Consider the following 17,132-nt stretch of genomic DNA (forward strand, 5'->3'; position numbering starts at 1 on the left):
CATGAAGATCAAGAAGGGCGACCTGGTCCAGGTCATCACCGGCAAGGACAAGGGCAAGCAGGGCAAGGTCATTGCCGCTTTCCCGCGCGAGGAGCGCGTCCTGGTCGAGGGTGTCAACCGGGTCAAGAAGCACACCAAGGCTGGTCCGACCGCTCGCGGCTCGCAGGCCGGCGGCATCATCACGACCGAGGCCCCCATCCACGTGTCCAACGTTCAGCTGGTCGTGGAGAAGGACGGCAAGAAGGTCGTGACCCGCGTCGGCTACCGCTTCGACGAGAACGGCAACAAGATCCGCGTTGCCAAGCGGACGGGTGAGGACATCTGATGACGACCACCACCGTGACTCCGCGTCTGAAGCAGAAGTACCGCGACGAGATCGTCCAGAAGCTGCGTGACCAGTTCAAGTACGAGAACGTCATGCAGGTTCCGGGCCTCGTCAAGATCGTGGTCAACATGGGTGTGGGCGACGCCGCCCGCGACTCCAAGCTGATCGAGGGCGCCATCCGCGACCTCACCACGATCACCGGTCAGAAGCCGGCCGTCACCAAGGCCCGCAAGTCCATCGCGCAGTTCAAGCTGCGCGAGGGCCAGCCGATCGGTGCCCACGTCACGCTCCGTGGCGACCGCATGTGGGAGTTCCTGGACCGCACCCTGTCGCTCGCGCTCCCGCGCATCCGCGACTTCCGCGGCCTGTCTCCCAAGCAGTTCGACGGCCGTGGCAACTACACCTTCGGTCTCACCGAGCAGGTCATGTTCCACGAGATCGACCAGGACAAGATCGACCGCGTCCGGGGTATGGACATCACCGTGGTCACCACGGCGACCAACGACGAAGAGGGCCGTGCCCTTCTCCGTCACCTCGGCTTCCCGTTCAAGGAGGCGTGAGCGAGATGGCGAAGAAGGCTCTCATCGCGAAGGCTGCTCGCAAGCCCAAGTTCGGTGTGCGCGCGTACACCCGCTGCCAGCGCTGCGGCCGTCCGCACTCCGTGTACCGCAAGTTCGGCCTGTGCCGCGTGTGCCTTCGTGAGATGGCTCACCGTGGCGAGCTGCCGGGCGTGACCAAGAGCTCCTGGTAATCCCCCTATTGCGGGATTCCGGAAGCTCTCGGTAAGCAACCGGGGCGGCAGGGCGCCCAGCTCACATGCCTTAGGCTTGTGGGGTTGGGCGTCTGTCGCCGCCCTTACGACTTACTACGCCGTAGGTCCACCGCGCCGCACCCGTCCCGTCTCGGATCGGGGAGAGGGATGGCGCACCAGGAAACCCCGGCGAGAGAGGCCGAAGGCCAATTCATGACCATGACTGATCCGATCGCAGACATGCTTACGCGTCTGCGGAACGCGAACGCGGCGTACCACGACACCGTGACCATGCCGCACTCCAAGATCAAGTCGCACATCGCGGAGATCCTCCAGCAGGAGGGCTTCATCACGGGCTGGCGCGTCGAGGACGCCGAGGTCGGCAAGAACCTCGTCCTCGAGCTGAAGTTCGGCCCGAACCGTGAGCGCTCCATCGCGGGCATCAAGCGGATCTCCAAGCCCGGTCTCCGGGTGTACGCGAAGTCCACCAACCTGCCGAAGGTGCTCGGCGGCCTCGGCGTGGCGATCATCTCCACGTCCCACGGGCTCCTCACCGACAAGCAGGCCGGCAAGAAGGGCGTGGGTGGGGAAGTCCTCGCCTACGTCTGGTAACGGAAGGGAACGGAGGAAACAGCTATGTCGCGCATCGGCAAGCTCCCCATCGCGGTTCCCGCCGGCGTGGACGTCACCATCGACGGCCGCACGGTCTCGGTCAAGGGCCCCAAGGGCGAGCTGACCCACACCGTCGCCTCGCCGATCGAGATCGTCAAGGCTGAGGACGGCACCCTGCAGGTGACCCGTCCGAACGACGAGCGGCAGAACAAGGCCCTGCACGGCCTGTCCCGCACGCTGGTGGCGAACATGATCACCGGCGTGACCCAGGGTTACGTGAAGAAGCTCGAGATCAGCGGTGTCGGTTACCGCGTGACCGCCAAGGGCTCGAACCTCGAGTTCGCGCTCGGCTACAGCCACCCGATCACCGTCGAGGCGCCCGAGGGCATCACCTTCAAGGTGGAGACCCCGACCCGCTTCTCGGTCGAGGGCATCGACAAGCAGAAGGTGGGCGAGGTCGCGGCCAACATCCGCAAGCTGCGCAAGCCCGACCCGTACAAGGCCAAGGGTGTCAAGTACGAGGGTGAAGTCATCCGCCGCAAGGTCGGAAAGGCGGGTAAGTAAGCCATGGCATACGGGCAGAAGATCCTCAAGGGCGACGCCTACAAGCGCGCCGCGATCAAGCGCCGTCACATCCGGATCCGCAAGAAGGTCTCCGGTACGGCGGAGCGTCCCCGTCTGGTCGTGACCCGCTCCAACCGCCACATCGTGGCGCAGGTGATCGACGACCTCAAGGGCCACACCCTGGCATCGGCGTCCACCCTGGACAACTCGATCCGCGGTGGCGAGGGCGACAAGTCCGCGCAGGCCAAGCAGGTCGGTGCCCTCGTCGCCGAGCGTGCCAAGGCCGCCGGTGTCGAGAAGGTCGTGTTCGACCGTGGTGGCAACCAGTACGCCGGGCGCATCGCCGCCCTGGCGGACGCCGCCCGCGAAGCCGGCCTTCAGTTCTGAGCCGGTTCCGTAGCTAGCGGAAACAGAGAGAGGTAATTCCAATGGCTGGACCCCAGCGCCGCGGAAGCGGTGCCGGTGGCGGCGAGCGGCGGGACCGGAAGGGCCGTGACGGCGGCGCTGCTGCCGCCGAGAAGACCGCGTACGTTGAGCGCGTCGTCGCGATCAACCGCGTCGCCAAGGTTGTGAAGGGTGGTCGTCGCTTCAGCTTCACCGCGCTGGTCGTGGTGGGCGACGGTGACGGCACCGTGGGTGTCGGATACGGCAAGGCCAAGGAGGTGCCGGCCGCCATCGCCAAGGGCGTTGAGGAGGCCAAGAAGCACTTCTTCAAGGTCCCCCGGATCCAGGGCACCATCCCGCACCCGATCCAGGGTGAGAAGGCTGCCGGTGTCGTGCTGCTCAAGCCCGCGTCGCCCGGTACCGGTGTTATCGCCGGTGGTCCGGTGCGTGCCGTGCTCGAGTGCGCCGGTATCCACGACGTGCTGTCGAAGTCGCTCGGCTCCGACAACGCGATCAACATCGTGCACGCGACCGTGGAGGCCCTGAAGGGCCTGCAGCGTCCCGAGGAGATCGCGGCCCGCCGCGGTCTGCCGCTCGAGGACGTCGCTCCCGCGGCCCTGCTGCGTGCGCGTGCCGGGGCGGGTGTGTGATCATGGCACAGCTCAAGATCACGCAGGTCAAGTCCTACATCGGCAGCAAGCAGAACCACCGCGACACCCTGCGTTCCCTGGGCCTCAAGCGCCTGGGTGACGTGGTCGTCAAGGAGGACCGCCCCGAGTTCCGCGGCATGGTGCACACCGTCCGCCACCTCGTGACGGTCGAGGAGGTCGACTGATCATGGCGGAGCAGAACCCGCTCAAGATCCACAACCTCCGTCCCGCCCCGGGCGCCAAGACCGCCAAGACCCGTGTCGGTCGTGGTGAGGCGTCGAAGGGTAAGACGGCCGGTCGTGGTACCAAGGGCACGAAGGCCCGCTACCAGGTTCCGGAGAGCTTCGAGGGTGGCCAGATGCCGCTCCACATGCGTCTCCCGAAGCTGAAGGGCTTCAAGAACCCGTTCAAGACCGAGTACCAGGTCGTGAACCTCGACAAGCTGGCCGCGCTCTACCCCGAGGGTGGCGAGGTCACCGTCGAGGGTCTGGTGGCCAAGGGCGCCGTTCGCAAGAACGCGCTCGTCAAGGTCCTCGGCCAGGGCGAGATCTCCGTGGCGCTGCAGGTGACGGTCGACGCCGTCTCCGGCTCCGCCAAGGAGAAGATCACCGCTGCCGGCGGTACCGTCACCGAGCTCGTCTGAAACCTTCGGGCGTCTCGATGACCTGAACGATCCCGACCGGGGATACCCCACAGAGGGGTATCCCCGGTTGGTCGTTCCACGGGGGCAGTCTCGCCGGTAAGGTTGCCTGCACTGCCCAGTTTCACCGGGTGTCGCTGTTCGGGCACCCGGGGCGGCAGTCGACCGTTACGTATGTCGTTGTTGTCGTTGTTCAGTCGGAAACTCAGACCGTCACCCTTGACGCAGTTGCGCGGGGGTCGCAGGAGGCACCGTGCTCACCGCGTTCGCCCGGGCGTTCAGGACGCCCGACCTGCGCAAGAAGCTGCTCTTCACGCTCGGCATCATCGTGGTGTACCGGGTCGGTACCCACATCCCGATCCCGGGCGTCGACTACAAGAGCGTCCAGACCTGTATCGAAGCGGCCAAGGGCAACACGGGCCTGTTCGGTCTGGTCAACATGTTCAGCGGCGGCGCGCTGCTGCAGATCACGGTTTTCGCGCTGGGCATCATGCCGTACATCACGGCGAGCATCATTCTCCAGCTCCTGACCGTGGTCATCCCGCGCCTGGAGGCCCTGAAGAAGGAGGGCCAGGCCGGCACGACGAAGATCACGCAGTACACCCGTTACCTGACGGTGGCGCTGGCGATCCTCCAGGGCACCGGTCTGGTGGCCACCGCCCGCAGCGGCGCCCTCTTCTCGGGCTGCCCCGTGGCGTCCTCGATCGTGCCCGACCAGTCGATCTTCACCACCATCACGATGGTCATCTGCATGACCGCCGGTACCGCCGTCGTCATGTGGCTCGGTGAGCTGATCACCGACCGCGGCATCGGCAACGGCATGTCCATCCTGATGTTCATCTCGATCGCCGCGACCTTCCCGTCCGCGCTGTGGGCGATCAAGAAGCAGGGCACCCTGGCCGGCGGCTGGATCGAGTTCGGCACGGTCATCCTGATCGGCCTGATCATGGTCGGTCTCGTGGTCTTCGTCGAGCAGGCGCAGCGGCGCATCCCCGTGCAGTACGCGAAGCGGATGATCGGCCGCCGCTCCTACGGAGGCACGTCCACGTACATTCCGCTCAAGGTGAACCAGGCGGGTGTGATCCCTGTCATCTTCGCTTCGTCGCTGCTCTACATCCCGGCGTTGATCGCGCAGTTCGCCGGGGGCAACTCAGGCTGGAAGACGTGGATCCAGCAGAACCTCACCAAGGGTGACCACCCGCTTTACATCACCCTGTACTTCCTTCTGATCGTGTTCTTCGCGTTCTTCTACGTGGCGATCTCGTTCAACCCCGAGGAAGTCGCGGACAACATGAAGAAGTATGGTGGCTTCATCCCGGGCATCCGGGCCGGTCGGCCCACCGCTGAGTACCTGTCGTACGTGCTCAACCGGATCACCTGGCCGGGTTCGCTGTACCTGGGTCTGATCGCTCTCGTACCGACAATGGCGTTGGTCGGCTTCGGGGCAAGCCAGAACTTCCCGTTCGGTGGCACCAGCATCCTGATCATCGTGGGTGTCGGTCTCGAGACGGTGAAGCAGATCGAGAGCCAGCTCCAGCAGCGCAATTACGAAGGGTTCCTCCGCTGATGCGAATCGTGCTCGTCGGGCCGCCCGGTGCCGGCAAGGGGACGCAGGCCGCGTTCCTCGCCAAGAACCTGTCGATCCCGCACATCTCCACGGGCGACCTGTTCCGCGCCAACATCAGCCGGCAGACAGAGCTCGGGAAACTCGCGAAGTCCTACATGGACGCGGGAAACCTGGTGCCCGACGAGGTGACCATCGGGATGGCCAAGGCCCGTATGGAGGAGCCGGACGCGCAGGGCGGCTTCCTGCTGGACGGCTTCCCGCGCAACGTCTCGCAGGCCGAGGCGCTGGACGACATGCTCGACGCCGAGGGCATGAAGCTGGACGCGGTGCTCGACCTGGAGGTCCCCGAGGACGAGGTCGTCAAGCGCATCGCGGGCCGCCGGGTGTGCCGCAACGACTCGGCGCACGTGTTCCACGTGTCGTACAAGACGCCGAAGCAGGAGGGCGTCTGCGACCTGTGCGGCGGCGAGCTGTACCAGCGGGACGACGACTCCGAGGAGACGGTCCGCAAGCGGCTGGAGGTCTACCACACGCAGACCGAGCCGATCATCGACTACTACAAGGCCCAGGGCCTGGTGGTCACGATCTCGGCCCTCGGCAAGGTGGAAGAGGTCACGGCCCGCGCGATGGAGGCCCTGAAGCAGAAGGGCGGCGACGAGTAGCCGCTCCCGGCGTGCCACGGCCGCGGTTCCCTCCGGGGGCCGCGGCCGACGTGTGGGTACGTAGGGGCTGCCGCCCGTGACGTGGAGCCCGGCCTGGTGGCCTGCGCCCCCCGGGTGTGCGGTCGGCCTGGCGGCCTGGATTCCCTCAGGTGAGGGCCGGTCTGGTGGCCTTCGCTCCTGGGTGTGCGGTCGGCCTGGCGGCTGCCGCCCTTGGGCGTGCGGCTGGCCTGGTGGCCTTCGCTGCTGGAGGCGGTCGGCCTGATGGCCTGGTTTCCCTGAGGTGAGGGCCGGTCTGGTGGCCTTCGCTCCTGGGCGTGCGGTCGGCCTGGCGGCTGCCGCCCTTGGGCGTGCGGCTGGCCTGGTGGCCTTCGCTGCTGGAGGCGGTCGGCCTGATGGCCTGGTTTCCCTGAGGCGAGGGCCGGTCTGGTGGCTTCTGCCCTTGGCCGTGTGGTCGGCCTGGCGGCCTTGGCTCCTGGGCGTGCGGCTGGCCTGGTGGCCTTCGCTCCTGGATGTGCGGGCGGCCTGATGGCCGGGTTTCCCTCAGCCGAGGGCCGGTCTGGCGGGTTCCGCCCCTGGACGTGCGGTCGGCCTGATGGCCTCCGCCCCCCGGGCGTGCGGCCGGACTGGCCGTCTCCGTCCCGGGCGAGGGTCGGGTCGGCAGTCTCCTCCCGGAGTGCGGGACGGCGTGAGCGGGACGCCCCGTATCTTTGATGGTGTCCGTCTCTTCCCGGTCCAGAAAGGCCGCAGCCCCCATGGTGCAGATCAAGACCCGCGAGCAGATCGCCAAGATGCGTGAGGCGGGGCTGGTCGTCGCCGCCGTGCACGCGGCCACGCGTGAGGCGGCCGTGCCGGGCGCCACGACGAGGGATCTTGACGAGGTCGCCCGCAAGGTGCTGGCCGAGCACGGGGCGAAGTCGAACTTCCTGGGCTACGGCGGCTTCCCCGCGACCATCTGCACCTCGGTGAACGAGGTCGTCGTCCACGGCATCCCCTCCGACGAGGTGGTCCTCAAGGACGGCGACATCATCTCCATCGACGCCGGCGCCATCGTGGACGGCTGGCACGGCGACGCCGCGTTCACCGCGTTCGTCGGCTCGGGGCACGCGCCGGAGCTGATCGAGCTCTCCCGGGTGACCGAGGAGTCCATGTGGGCCGGCATCGCGGCGGTGAAGCAGGGCAACCGCCTCGTCGACGTCTCGCGGGCCATCGAGACGTACATCCGCCGGCAGCCGAAGCCGGGCGGCGGCCGGTACGGCATCATCGAGGACTACGGCGGCCACGGCATCGGCACCGAGATGCACATGGACCCGCACCTGCTGAACTACGTCGACCGGCGCCGCGGCAAGGGCCCGAAGCTGGTGCCCGGCTTCTGCCTCGCGATCGAGCCGATGGTGTCCCTCGGCACCCCCAAGACGGAGGTCCTGTCGGACGACTGGACGGTCATCACGACGGACGGCACCTGGTCGTCCCACTGGGAGCACTCCGTCGCCCTCACGGAGGAGGGCCCCCTGGTCCTCACGGCCCCCGACGGCGGCAGGGCGAAGCTCGCCGAGCACGGCATCACGGCGGCGCCGGATCCGCTGGCCTGACCTCGGTCAAGGAACCGCCCCCGTGCATAGCGATCACCCCGATGGGGCAGACTTTCGCGATTCGTCTTTCCGGGTGCGCTGACGTAGACTGACTCGTCGGCTCTTGTGCACCCGCATGTCCGCATGCACGCGTAAGGCGCACCAGGAGTCGATCAAGGTAGTCGATTCGAAGGGCGAAGCGTGGCCAAGAAGCAAGGTGCCATCGAGATCGAGGGCACTGTCGTCGAGTCTCTTCCGAACGCCATGTTCAAGGTCGAGCTCCAGAACGGCCACCAGGTCCTGGCACACATCAGCGGCAAGATGCGTATGCACTACATCCGCATCCTCCCTGACGACCGGGTCGTGGTGGAGCTGTCTCCGTACGACCTGACGCGTGGCCGGATCGTCTACCGCTACAAGTAGATCTTGCCCACGTCCCGCGTCAGCGGGGCCGCCGGCAACTGACCCGGAGAACCTCACATCCCATGAAGGTCAAGCCGAGCGTCAAGAAGATCTGCGACAAGTGCAGGGTGATCCGCCGTCACGGCCGGGTCATGGTCATCTGCGAGAACCCGCGCCACAAGCAGCGCCAGGGCTGACGCACGACCGACCGCTCCCTCTGCACCGCTATCGCAGAGTTTCGCGCGACGCGAGCTGAATTTGTTCATACGCAGGGCCCAAGCCGCGAACGGCGGCTTGACACCCCCGGCTCGGAGGCCGGGGACCCAGTTCGTACCTGATACGGCGGCTGGGAACCGGTTCTGCGGAAGACCTCCGAAGATCACCAGGAGCCATTGAATGGCACGCGTTTCCGGTGTCGACATCCCGCGCGAAAAGCGCGTGGAGATCGCCCTCACCTACGTGTTCGGCATCGGCCGGACCCTCTCGAAGCAGACGCTGGCTGCCACCGGTGTGGACCCGAACACCCGTGTTCGCGACCTCACCGAGGAGCAGCTTGTCGCGATCCGCGAGTACGTCGACAACAACATCAAGACCGAGGGTGACCTCCGTCGCGAGATCCAGGCCGACATCCGCCGCAAGGTCGAGATCGGCACCTACCAGGGTCTGCGTCACCGCCGTGGTCTGCCCGTCCGTGGCCAGCGCACCAGCACCAACGCCCGTACCCGCAAGGGCCCGCGTCGCGCCATCGCCGGCAAGAAGAAGCCGGGCAAGAAGTAGTCCGCAGCGGACACCTGTCCACGGTCTTCGCTGTAGGACCGACCACCTCCCGTAGGAGTTAGTAGATGCCCCCCAAGGGACGTCAGGGCGCTGCCAAGAAGGTGCGCCGCAAGGAAAAGAAGAACGTCGCTCACGGCCACGCGCACATCAAGAGCACGTTCAACAACACCATCGTTTCGATCACCGACCCGTCCGGCAACGTGATCTCCTGGGCCTCCGCCGGCCACGTCGGCTTCAAGGGCTCCCGGAAGTCCACGCCGTTCGCCGCGCAGATGGCCGCCGAGTCGGCCGCCCGCCGCGCCCAGGAGCACGGCATGCGCAAGGTCGACGTGTTCGTCAAGGGCCCGGGCTCCGGTCGTGAGACCGCGATCCGCTCCCTGCAGGCCACGGGCCTCGAGGTCGGCTCCATCCAGGACGTCACCCCGACCCCGCACAACGGCTGCCGTCCGCCGAAGCGCCGCCGCGTCTGAGGCAGAGCCTGCCTGAGGCTTCGGGCGGTACGGTCCCGTTCCGGGTCGTACCGCCCGTACCCTTGCAGTACCGCACCCCGCCGGGTGCGGTGTGGTCGGGCGTCATATAGCGGGCGCCCCCGACTGAAGGATCTGATCCACACATGCTGATCGCTCAGCGTCCCTCGTTGACCGAAGAGGTCGTCGACGAGTTCCGCTCCCGGTTCGTGATCGAGCCGCTGGAGCCGGGCTTCGGCTACACCCTCGGCAACTCCCTCCGCCGCACCCTCCTGTCGTCGATCCCCGGTGCCGCTGTCACCAGCATCCGCATCGACGGCGTCCTGCACGAGTTCACCACCGTGCCGGGCGTCAAGGAGGACGTCACCGACCTGATCCTCAACATCAAGCAGCTCGTGGTCTCCTCGGAGCACGACGAGCCGGTCGTGATGTACCTGCGCAAGCAGGGCCCGGGTCTGGTCACCGCCGCCGACATCGCGCCCCCGGCCGGTGTCGAGGTGCACAACCCCGACCTGGTCCTCGCCACGCTCAACGGCAAGGGCAAGCTGGAGATGGAGCTGACCGTGGAGCGCGGTCGCGGCTACGTCTCCGCCGTGCAGAACAAGCAGGTGGGCCAGGAGATCGGCCGTATCCCGGTCGACTCCATCTACAGCCCCGTGCTGAAGGTCACGTACAAGGTCGAGGCCACGCGTGTCGAGCAGCGCACCGACTTCGACAAGCTGATCGTCGACGTCGAGACCAAGCAGGCGATGCGTCCGCGCGACGCCATGGCCTCCGCCGGCAAGACGCTGGTCGAGCTGTTCGGTCTGGCCCGCGAGCTCAACATCGACGCCGAGGGCATCGACATGGGCCCGTCCCCGACGGACGCCGCCCTTGCCGCCGACCTGGCGCTGCCGATCGAGGAGCTGGAGCTCACCGTTCGGTCCTACAACTGCCTCAAGCGCGAGGGCATCCACTCCGTGGGTGAGCTCGTGGCCCGCTCCGAGGCGGACCTGCTGGACATCCGCAACTTCGGTGCGAAGTCCATCGACGAGGTCAAGGCGAAGCTGGCCGGCATGGGCCTGGCGCTCAAGGACAGCCCGCCCGGATTCGACCCGACCGCCGCTGCGGACGCCTTCGGTGCGGACGACGACGCGGACGCCGGGTTCGTCGAGACCGAGCAGTACTAGGCGCTCCGCGGGAACGCCGCATTTTCGGCTGCGGGCCCGCTGTGGCTGGTCGCGCAGTTCCCCGCGCCCTCACGGGGCGCGGGGTCTCCGACGGGCGACCGCCCGCTCGGATACTGACCCCGGTACCTGACACGGCCGGGGCAGACACCTAGGAGAAACACGATGCCGAAGCCCACCAAGGGTGCCCGCATGGGCGGCAGTGCCGCGCACGAGAAGCACATCCTCGCGAACCTCGCGAAGTCGCTGTTCGAGCACGGCCGTATCACCACCACCGAGGCGAAGGCCCGCCGCCTGCGCCCGTACGCCGAGCGTCTGATCACCAAGGCGAAGAAGGGCGACCTTCACAACCGCCGTCAGGTGCTCCAGGTCATCACGGACAAGAGCATCGTCCACACGCTCTTCACCGAGATCGGCCCGCGCTACGAGAACCGTCCGGGTGGCTACACCCGCATCACCAAGATCGGTAACCGCCGTGGCGACAACGCGCCCATGGCCGTCATCGAGCTGGTCGAGGCGCTGACGGTGCAGCAGAAGGCGGTCGGCGAGGCCGAGGCGGCGACCAAGCGTGCCGTCAAGGAGGCCGACGCCGCCAAGGCGGAGGAGACCGAGGCCAAGGCCGACGAGGCCGCCGCCGAGGCTCCGGCCGAGGAGGCTGCCGAGGCTCCGGCCGAGGAGTCCAAGGACGCCTGAGGCTCCACCTCGCGCTGAGCGGGTCCGCCCCTTGCCGGGCGGGCCCGCTTTCGCGTTCCCGCATGCCTGTCAGCCTGTGTGAGGATCTGCTTGTGAGTGACGAAGTGCAGCCCGGTTACGTCCGCGTCCGTCTCGACCTCTCCTATGACGGGTCCGAGTTCCACGGCTGGGCCAAACAGGCCGGCGGCAGGCGGACCGTGCAGGCAGAGATCGAGGACGCCCTGCGGACCGTCACCCGTTCCGCGGAGACGTACGAGCTGACCGTCGCCGGACGGACCGACGCCGGGGTGCACGCCCGCGGGCAGGTCGCCCATGTCGACCTGCCGCTCCAGGTGTGGGGCGAACACCGCGGGAAGCTGCTCAAGCGGCTCGCCGGACGGCTGCCCAAGGACGTCAGGGTGTGGGCCCTGCGCGAGGCCCCGAGCGGCTTCAACGCCCGCTTCTCCGCCATCTGGCGCCGCTACGCCTACCAGGTCACCGACAACCCCGGCGGTGTCGATCCGCTGCTGCGCCACCACGTCCTGTGGCACGACTGGCCCCTGGACGTCGACGCCATGAACGAGGCGGCCCGCGGCCTGCTCGGGGAGCACGACTTCGCCGCCTACTGCAAGAAGCGGGAGGGCGCGACGACCATCCGTACGCTGCAGGAGCTGAGCCTGGCGCGCGGAGCGGACGGGATCATCACCGCCACGGTCCGCGCGGACGCCTTCTGCCACAACATGGTGCGCTCGCTCATCGGCGCCCTGCTCTTCGTCGGCGACGGCCACCGTCCGCCGGACTGGCCCGCCAAGGTGCTGGCGGCCGGCGTACGGGACTCGGCGGTGCACGTCGTGCGGCCGCACGGGCTGACCCTGGAGGAGGTCGGCTACCCGGCCGACGACCAGCTCGCCGCACGGAACAGGGTGGCGCGGAACAAGCGGTCCCTGCCGGGGGCCTCCTGCTGCTGAGCCCCCGGCCGCCGCCGTGCCGTCACCGGTTGGCGGCCGCCGACGCCTGTGCCTCGCCGCGGCGGCGGATCTGGCGGAACGCGAACTCGGCCAGGTCGTCGCCGGCCTGGAAGACCTTGGCGTCCTTGGCCGTGACGTCCTTGCCGTTGGTGAACCCGGCGAGCGTGAAGTACGCGTAGCGGCCGTAGGAATTCGTCGTGGACCGGCAGACCGTCGTCCGGCAGAACGCGGGCACGCCCTGGCCGGTCAGCGACGTGATGATGCTCTTGGCGTCCGCCTCCTGCTTGGCCCTCGTGGCCTTCGCCGCGGTGTCGAAGAGGGCCACGCCGACCGTGACCGCGACGCCGTTCCTGCTGTAGGTGGCGCGGATCAGGCGGGTGCAGCCGTTCTTGGCGAGCACCGTGGGCAGAGTGCCCTGGACGGCCGACGCGCAGTTCGTGGTGGAGGCGGTCGGGCCCTTCTTGTAGACGTTCGCGCCCACGGTGAGCTGGGTGCCGGGGAACAGCGTGTCCGCGCTGATCGGGGCCGTGTCCTTCTTGGCGCTGGATATGAAGTCCATCGGGTTCAGCGGCGGCGGGGCCGAGGTCGGCGCGAAGGACGGGACCGCGTCGGCGCTCTCACTGGGGATGTCCGCGGTGCTGGGCAGGGCGCTGGCCGGCCTGTTCGAGGCCTCGCTGCCGCCGTTCGCGGACATCACCGCCGCGGCGACGGCGGCGCCGATCGCGACGGTGGCCAGTGCGCCGCCGCCGATCATCAACAGCCGGCGGCGCTTGTTGCGGGCCTCCGAGGCCTCGGCGAGCGCGGCCCAGTCCGGCGAACTGCTCTGACTGCCCCACTGGGGTTGCTGGGAACTCGGTTTCCAGGGATCCCACTGGGGCTCCCCCTGCCCATAACTCATGCGGCGCATCTTAGACGGGCCACAGGACGCTTGTTCCCCTTCGGTAACCACTAGGGCAAGCGCACAGGTCACCCCACAGCGGGCGCACAGCCACCGGCTCCGGGCGCGACCGCGGCGGACCCTCGTTTTGACCCTTCTGCCGGGCCCCGTTATCCTGGCTGTTCGTTATGTGTATTGGCTTGCTCATTCTCACGTGAGGGGCCCTTACACCGGTCCACCGGGCCGATGACCAGCGACCAGCACGCGGCTTGCGTCACCGCTGTGCGGTCAGGGCTGTCGTGATCGTCTTCGGTGACCTTGTCTGGAACCTCACTGAAGAAGCGAAGGCTACGAACCGTGCGTACGTACAGCCCCAAGCCCGGCGATGTGACGCGTCAGTGGCACGTCATTGACGCGCAGGACGTCGTCCTGGGCCGTCTCGCCACCACCGCCGCCACTCTCCTGCGTGGCAAGCACAAGCCCATCTACGCGCCCCACGTGGACGCTGGTGACTTCGTCATCATCATCAACGCCGACAAGGTCCACCTGTCGGGCAACAAGCGGACCCAGAAGATGGCGTACCGCCACTCCGGCTACCCGGGTGGTCTGCGCTCGGTCCGCTACGACGACCTGCTCGCGAACAACCCCGAGAAGGCCATCGAGAAGGCCGTCAAGGGCATGCTCCCCAAGAACTCCCTGGGCCGTCAGATGCTCTCGAAGCTGAAGGTCTACAAGGGTGACCAGCACCCGCACGCCGCCCAGCAGCCGGTGCCGTTCGAGATCACCCAGGTCGCGCAGTAAGTCCGGCCACCCCCTAAGACGGAAGAGAATCTGAGGAGAATCGTGGCCGAGACCACTGCCGAGCAGCCGCTCGAAGAGCTTGACATCGACAGCTACACCACCGAGACCGAGGTCCCGCTGGAGGGTGAGTACACCTCCGAGTCCCTCGCCTCCCGCTTCGGTGAGCCCCAGCCGGCCGCCGGCCTGGGCCGCCGCAAGAACGCCATCGCCCGCGTCCGGATCGTCCCGGGCACCGGCAAGTGGAAGATCAACGGGCGCACGCTCGAGGACTACTTCCCGAACAAGGTGCACCAGCAGGAGGTCAACGAGCCCTTCAAGGTGCTCGAGCTCGAGGGCCGCTACGACGTCATCGCCCGTATCGCGGGTGGCGGCGTCTCCGGTCAGGCCGGTGCGCTCCGTCTCGGTGTCGCCCGCGCCCTGAACGAGGCCGACGTCGACAACAACCGCGGCCCGCTGAAGAAGGCCGGCTTCCTGCGCCGCGACGACCGTGCGGTCGAGCGCAAGAAGGCCGGTCTGAAGAAGGCCCGCAAGGCGCCGCAGTACAGCAAGCGCTAATCGCGTCCGCTGGTCACAGCGGGCGACCCCTTGTCCGCTGTACGCATGCACGCATCGCCCCGGCAGCACTCTTCCGTGCCGCCGGGGCGGTTCGTTTACGGGGGGACGGTGTTTATCACCGGCTTTTGGAGCTTATGGAGCAATCCCGACAGCCCCGGGAGGGGCTCCCGGGAAGCCATGAGTAGGACAAGGCCGCAGGATGTAGGTCAGGGGAACCTGCATCAGCGGGACGTAGGTCAGCGGGACGTAGGTCAGCGGCACATACGTCCGCAGGACATATGTCCACGGGCCGTGTGTCCGCAGGACAGGCGTCTGTGGGACATGCGTCCGCAGCACAGACGTCTGCGGGACACATGCATACCGCCTCTGTCCGGACACTCGGCATGAGCCGCACATTCGCAGCAAGTTCGGAGGACACCACAGTGGGACGACTCTTCGGCACGGACGGCGTGCGCGGTGTCGCCAACGCGGATCTCACGGCCGAGATGGCGCTCGGTCTTTCCGTGGCGGCGGCGCACGTACTGGCCGAGGCGGGCACGTTCGAGGGCCACAAGCCGAAGGCCGTGGTCGGGCGGGACCCGCGGGCGTCCGGGGAGTTCCTGGAGGCCGCTGTGGTCGCCGGTCTCGCCAGCGCCGGCGTGGACGTGCTGCGGGTCGGCGTGCTGCCCACCCCGGCCGTCGCGTATCTGACGGGCGCGCTCGGCGCCGACCTCGGCGTGATGCTCTCCGCCAGCCACAACGCCATGCCCGACAACGGCATCAAGTTCTTCGCCCGCGGCGGCCACAAGCTCGCCGACGATCTGGAGGACAAGATCGAAGCCGTGTACGAGGAGCACCGCACCGGCGCCCCCTGGGACCGGCCCACCGGGTCCGGGGTCGGCCGTGTGACGTCGTACGACGAGGGCTTCGAGCAGTACGTGGCCCATCTGCTGAGCGTCCTGCCGAACCGTCTCGACGGACTGAAGATCGTCCTCGACGAGGCGCACGGCGCCGCCTCCCGGGTCTCGCCCGAGGCGTTCACGCGCGCCGGCGCCGAGATCGTCACCATCGGCGCCGAGCCGGACGGCCTCAACATCAACGACGGCTGCGGCTCCACCCACCTGGACAAGCTCAAGGCCGCCGTCGTCGAGCACGGCGCCGACCTCGGCATCGCGCACGACGGCGACGCCGACCGCTGCCTCGCCGTCGACCACACCGGCGAGGAGGTGGACGGCGACCAGATCCTGGCCGTGCTCGCGCTGGCGATGCGGGAACGTTCCGCGCTGCGCTCCGACACCGTCGTCGCCACGGTCATGTCGAACCTGGGCTTCAAGCTGGCGATGGAGCGCGAGGGCATCCGGCTCGTGCAGACCGCGGTCGGCGACCGGTACGTGCTGGAGGAGATGAAGGAGCAGGACTACGCGCTCGGCGGCGAGCAGTCCGGCCACGTCATCATCCTCGACCACGCCACCACCGGTGACGGCACGCTGACCGGTCTGCTGCTGGCCGCGCGGATCGCCCAGACCGGCCGTACGCTGCGCGAGCTGGCCTCCGTGATGGAGCGGCTGCCGCAGGTCCTGGTGAACGTGCCGGACGTGGACAAGTCCCGGGTCGGCTCGTCCCCGGACCTGGCCGCCGCCGTGACCGAGGCGGAGCGGGAGCTGGGCGCGACCGGGCGGGTGCTGCTGCGGCCGTCGGGCACCGAGCCCCTGGTACGGGTCATGGTCGAGGCCGCGGACATCGACCAGGCGCGGTCGGTCGCCGGACGGCTGGCCGACGCGGTGAAGTCGGCCCTCGGTTAACCCGTTCTCGCGGCACGCTCGCGCTGCCTCGTCCAGAACCACTTCTGGGCGAGCAGGGTGAGCGTGCCGGCGAGGACGATGCCGAGCAGGTTCAGCAGGAGCTGAACCGTCGAACCGGCCGTCTGCCGGGTGTCGCCGTAGGCCAGCGCCACGGCCGCGTTGGCGGCGGCCGGGACCGTCGTCACCGAGATGGCGACCCCGACGAGGGCGCCGGACTTCGCGGAGGTCAGGGAGAGCGTGCCGGCGGCCCCGGCGAGGACCGCCACGACGACGGAGAACCAGTCCGGGGCGTAGACGAAGCCGGTGTTGGGCCGCGCGCCGCTCAGCTTCGCCTTGCTGAACAGGCCGACCGCGTCCATGAAGAGACTGAAGCCGACCGTCACCGCCATCGCCAGCGCGAAGCCGACCAGCAGCGCGACCAGCGACCGCAGTGCCAGCCGCGGGGCCCGCTGCACCAGCGCCGTGCTGACGCCCGCGAGGGGTCCGAACTCGGGGCCGACCGCCATCGCCCCCACGATCAGGATCGCGTTGTCGAGCACCACACCGCACGCGGCGATCATCGTGGCCAGCGTGATGAACGCGAGGTAGGTGATCGACAGCGTCGACTCCTCGTGCGTGGCCTCCGTCAGGTGCTCCCACAGCACCGCGTCCGCGCCCTCGCCCGGAGCCTCCGCCTCGGCCTGGTCGGCCCGCTCGGACAGCGACAGGTCGATGTCCTCCACGGCGATGGAACCGGTGCGTTCGAGGTCCCGCTCCTGGAGCGCGCTGAGGAGTCCGTCCGCGGCCTCGCGCGCGACGTCGCACATCACGACGTCCCCGGCGGGGTTGCGGGCGGCACCCGGTATGACGACGAGGTGCGTGGCGCCGACCGTCCCCTCGATCAGACGCACCACCTCCGCCGTCCGCTCGGCGGGGGTGATCAGGCGCAGATGCAGCATGCCCG

The 17,132-nt window shown here is 68.2% G+C and carries 25 protein-coding genes; 22 read left to right on the top strand and 3 right to left on the bottom strand.

The window, feature by feature from the left end:
* The first annotated feature begins 1 nt into the window (after nucleotide 1).
* From rplX to truA, 19 genes are all read left to right on the top strand, one after another.
* Complete coding sequence (rplX, locus tag ACZ4SW_RS01180; RefSeq protein WP_200418829.1) at nucleotides 2–325, top strand: 50S ribosomal protein L24; 324 nt, start codon at nucleotides 2–4, stop codon at nucleotides 323–325.
* Nucleotides 325–885 (top strand): 50S ribosomal protein L5, encoded by a 561-nt coding sequence (gene rplE / locus ACZ4SW_RS01185; protein WP_468236252.1) that lies wholly within the window; start codon nucleotides 325–327, stop codon nucleotides 883–885. Before rplX ends, rplE begins: the two co-directional genes overlap by 1 nt.
* 5 nt (nucleotides 886–890) lie before the next feature.
* Nucleotides 891–1,076, top strand: coding sequence for a type Z 30S ribosomal protein S14 (locus ACZ4SW_RS01190; RefSeq protein WP_003956452.1), 186 nt, complete (start codon nucleotides 891–893; stop codon nucleotides 1,074–1,076).
* Between the two features lie 213 nt (nucleotides 1,077–1,289).
* Nucleotides 1,290–1,688, top strand: a complete 399-nt coding sequence (gene rpsH / locus ACZ4SW_RS01195; protein WP_103837545.1) for a 30S ribosomal protein S8 — start codon at nucleotides 1,290–1,292, stop codon at nucleotides 1,686–1,688.
* A gap of 24 nt (nucleotides 1,689–1,712) precedes the next feature.
* On the top strand, nucleotides 1,713–2,252 hold the full coding sequence (gene rplF, locus ACZ4SW_RS01200; protein WP_468236255.1) for a 50S ribosomal protein L6: 540 nt from the start codon (nucleotides 1,713–1,715) through the stop codon (nucleotides 2,250–2,252).
* 3 nt (nucleotides 2,253–2,255) lie between these two features.
* On the top strand, nucleotides 2,256–2,639 hold the full coding sequence (rplR, locus tag ACZ4SW_RS01205) for a 50S ribosomal protein L18 (protein WP_468236257.1): 384 nt from the start codon (nucleotides 2,256–2,258) through the stop codon (nucleotides 2,637–2,639).
* A gap of 41 nt (nucleotides 2,640–2,680) precedes the next feature.
* Nucleotides 2,681–3,286, top strand: a complete 606-nt coding sequence (rpsE, locus tag ACZ4SW_RS01210; RefSeq protein WP_058923758.1) for a 30S ribosomal protein S5 — start codon at nucleotides 2,681–2,683, stop codon at nucleotides 3,284–3,286.
* Between the two features lie 2 nt (nucleotides 3,287–3,288).
* Nucleotides 3,289–3,471 (top strand): 50S ribosomal protein L30, encoded by a 183-nt coding sequence (rpmD, locus tag ACZ4SW_RS01215; protein ID WP_030174559.1) that lies wholly within the window; start codon nucleotides 3,289–3,291, stop codon nucleotides 3,469–3,471.
* Nucleotides 3,472–3,473: 2 nt separating this feature from the next.
* Nucleotides 3,474–3,929 carry a 50S ribosomal protein L15 gene (gene rplO, locus ACZ4SW_RS01220; protein WP_468236260.1) on the top strand — a complete coding sequence of 152 codons (456 nt, stop codon included), beginning with the start codon at nucleotides 3,474–3,476 and terminating at the stop codon, nucleotides 3,927–3,929.
* Nucleotides 3,930–4,179: 250 nt separating this feature from the next.
* The gene (secY, locus tag ACZ4SW_RS01225; RefSeq protein WP_468236263.1) at nucleotides 4,180–5,493 is read left to right on the top strand and encodes a preprotein translocase subunit SecY; all 1,314 of its coding nucleotides are present in this window, start codon (nucleotides 4,180–4,182) and stop codon (nucleotides 5,491–5,493) included.
* A complete protein-coding gene (locus ACZ4SW_RS01230; RefSeq protein WP_468236266.1) occupies nucleotides 5,493–6,155 on the top strand; it encodes an adenylate kinase in 663 nt (220 codons plus the stop codon). Before secY ends, ACZ4SW_RS01230 begins: the two co-directional genes overlap by 1 nt.
* Before the next feature lie 752 nt (nucleotides 6,156–6,907).
* Nucleotides 6,908–7,744, top strand: coding sequence for a type I methionyl aminopeptidase (map, locus tag ACZ4SW_RS01235; RefSeq protein ID WP_468236269.1), 837 nt, complete (start codon nucleotides 6,908–6,910; stop codon nucleotides 7,742–7,744).
* Nucleotides 7,745–7,924: 180 nt separating this feature from the next.
* A complete protein-coding gene (gene infA / locus ACZ4SW_RS01240) occupies nucleotides 7,925–8,146 on the top strand; it encodes a translation initiation factor IF-1 (RefSeq protein ID WP_003948620.1) in 222 nt (73 codons plus the stop codon).
* A 62-nt stretch (nucleotides 8,147–8,208) separates the two neighbouring features.
* Nucleotides 8,209–8,322: a 50S ribosomal protein L36 gene (rpmJ, locus tag ACZ4SW_RS01245; protein ID WP_003998809.1), complete on the top strand. Its 114-nt coding sequence runs from the start codon at nucleotides 8,209–8,211 to the stop codon at nucleotides 8,320–8,322.
* A gap of 199 nt (nucleotides 8,323–8,521) precedes the next feature.
* Nucleotides 8,522–8,902: a 30S ribosomal protein S13 gene (gene rpsM / locus ACZ4SW_RS01250; RefSeq protein WP_388571531.1), complete on the top strand. Its 381-nt coding sequence runs from the start codon at nucleotides 8,522–8,524 to the stop codon at nucleotides 8,900–8,902.
* A gap of 65 nt (nucleotides 8,903–8,967) precedes the next feature.
* Nucleotides 8,968–9,372, top strand: a complete 405-nt coding sequence (rpsK, locus tag ACZ4SW_RS01255) for a 30S ribosomal protein S11 (RefSeq protein ID WP_003956432.1) — start codon at nucleotides 8,968–8,970, stop codon at nucleotides 9,370–9,372.
* A gap of 143 nt (nucleotides 9,373–9,515) precedes the next feature.
* A complete protein-coding gene (locus ACZ4SW_RS01260; RefSeq protein ID WP_003966937.1) occupies nucleotides 9,516–10,538 on the top strand; it encodes a DNA-directed RNA polymerase subunit alpha in 1,023 nt (340 codons plus the stop codon).
* A gap of 162 nt (nucleotides 10,539–10,700) precedes the next feature.
* Nucleotides 10,701–11,228, top strand: a complete 528-nt coding sequence (gene rplQ, locus ACZ4SW_RS01265; RefSeq protein WP_468236273.1) for a 50S ribosomal protein L17 — start codon at nucleotides 10,701–10,703, stop codon at nucleotides 11,226–11,228.
* A 92-nt stretch (nucleotides 11,229–11,320) separates the two neighbouring features.
* Complete coding sequence (truA, locus tag ACZ4SW_RS01270; RefSeq protein WP_468236275.1) at nucleotides 11,321–12,175, top strand: tRNA pseudouridine(38-40) synthase TruA; 855 nt, start codon at nucleotides 11,321–11,323, stop codon at nucleotides 12,173–12,175.
* A gap of 22 nt (nucleotides 12,176–12,197) precedes the next feature.
* On the opposite strand, the gene ACZ4SW_RS01275 is transcribed toward truA, so the two are convergent.
* The gene (locus ACZ4SW_RS01275) at nucleotides 12,198–13,073 is read right to left on the bottom strand and encodes a hypothetical protein (protein WP_468236278.1); all 876 of its coding nucleotides are present in this window, start codon (nucleotides 13,071–13,073) and stop codon (nucleotides 12,198–12,200) included.
* Between the two features lie 336 nt (nucleotides 13,074–13,409).
* Here ACZ4SW_RS01275 and rplM point away from each other — a divergent pair, with 336 nt between their 5' ends.
* Nucleotides 13,410–13,853 carry a 50S ribosomal protein L13 gene (gene rplM, locus ACZ4SW_RS01280; RefSeq protein WP_070026304.1) on the top strand — a complete coding sequence of 148 codons (444 nt, stop codon included), beginning with the start codon at nucleotides 13,410–13,412 and terminating at the stop codon, nucleotides 13,851–13,853.
* Between the two features lie 42 nt (nucleotides 13,854–13,895).
* Complete coding sequence (rpsI, locus tag ACZ4SW_RS01285; RefSeq protein ID WP_103837531.1) at nucleotides 13,896–14,408, top strand: 30S ribosomal protein S9; 513 nt, start codon at nucleotides 13,896–13,898, stop codon at nucleotides 14,406–14,408.
* 115 nt (nucleotides 14,409–14,523) lie between these two features.
* On the opposite strand, the gene ACZ4SW_RS01290 is transcribed toward rpsI, so the two are convergent.
* A complete protein-coding gene (locus ACZ4SW_RS01290) occupies nucleotides 14,524–14,793 on the bottom strand; it encodes a Cys-every-fifth RiPP peptide CefA (RefSeq protein WP_468236281.1) in 270 nt (89 codons plus the stop codon).
* A gap of 37 nt (nucleotides 14,794–14,830) precedes the next feature.
* Between ACZ4SW_RS01290 and glmM the strand changes: the two genes are divergently transcribed.
* Nucleotides 14,831–16,189, top strand: a complete 1,359-nt coding sequence (glmM, locus tag ACZ4SW_RS01295) for a phosphoglucosamine mutase (RefSeq protein WP_468236283.1) — start codon at nucleotides 14,831–14,833, stop codon at nucleotides 16,187–16,189.
* Here the strand turns inward: glmM and ACZ4SW_RS01300 are convergent.
* Nucleotides 16,186–17,127, bottom strand: a complete 942-nt coding sequence (locus ACZ4SW_RS01300) for a DUF389 domain-containing protein (protein ID WP_468236286.1) — start codon at nucleotides 17,125–17,127, stop codon at nucleotides 16,186–16,188. The genes glmM and ACZ4SW_RS01300 overlap by 4 nt on opposite strands.
* Nucleotides 17,128–17,132 lie beyond the last annotated feature (5 nt).

The sequence above is a fragment of the Streptomyces sp. NPDC028331 genome (assembly GCF_055565775.1).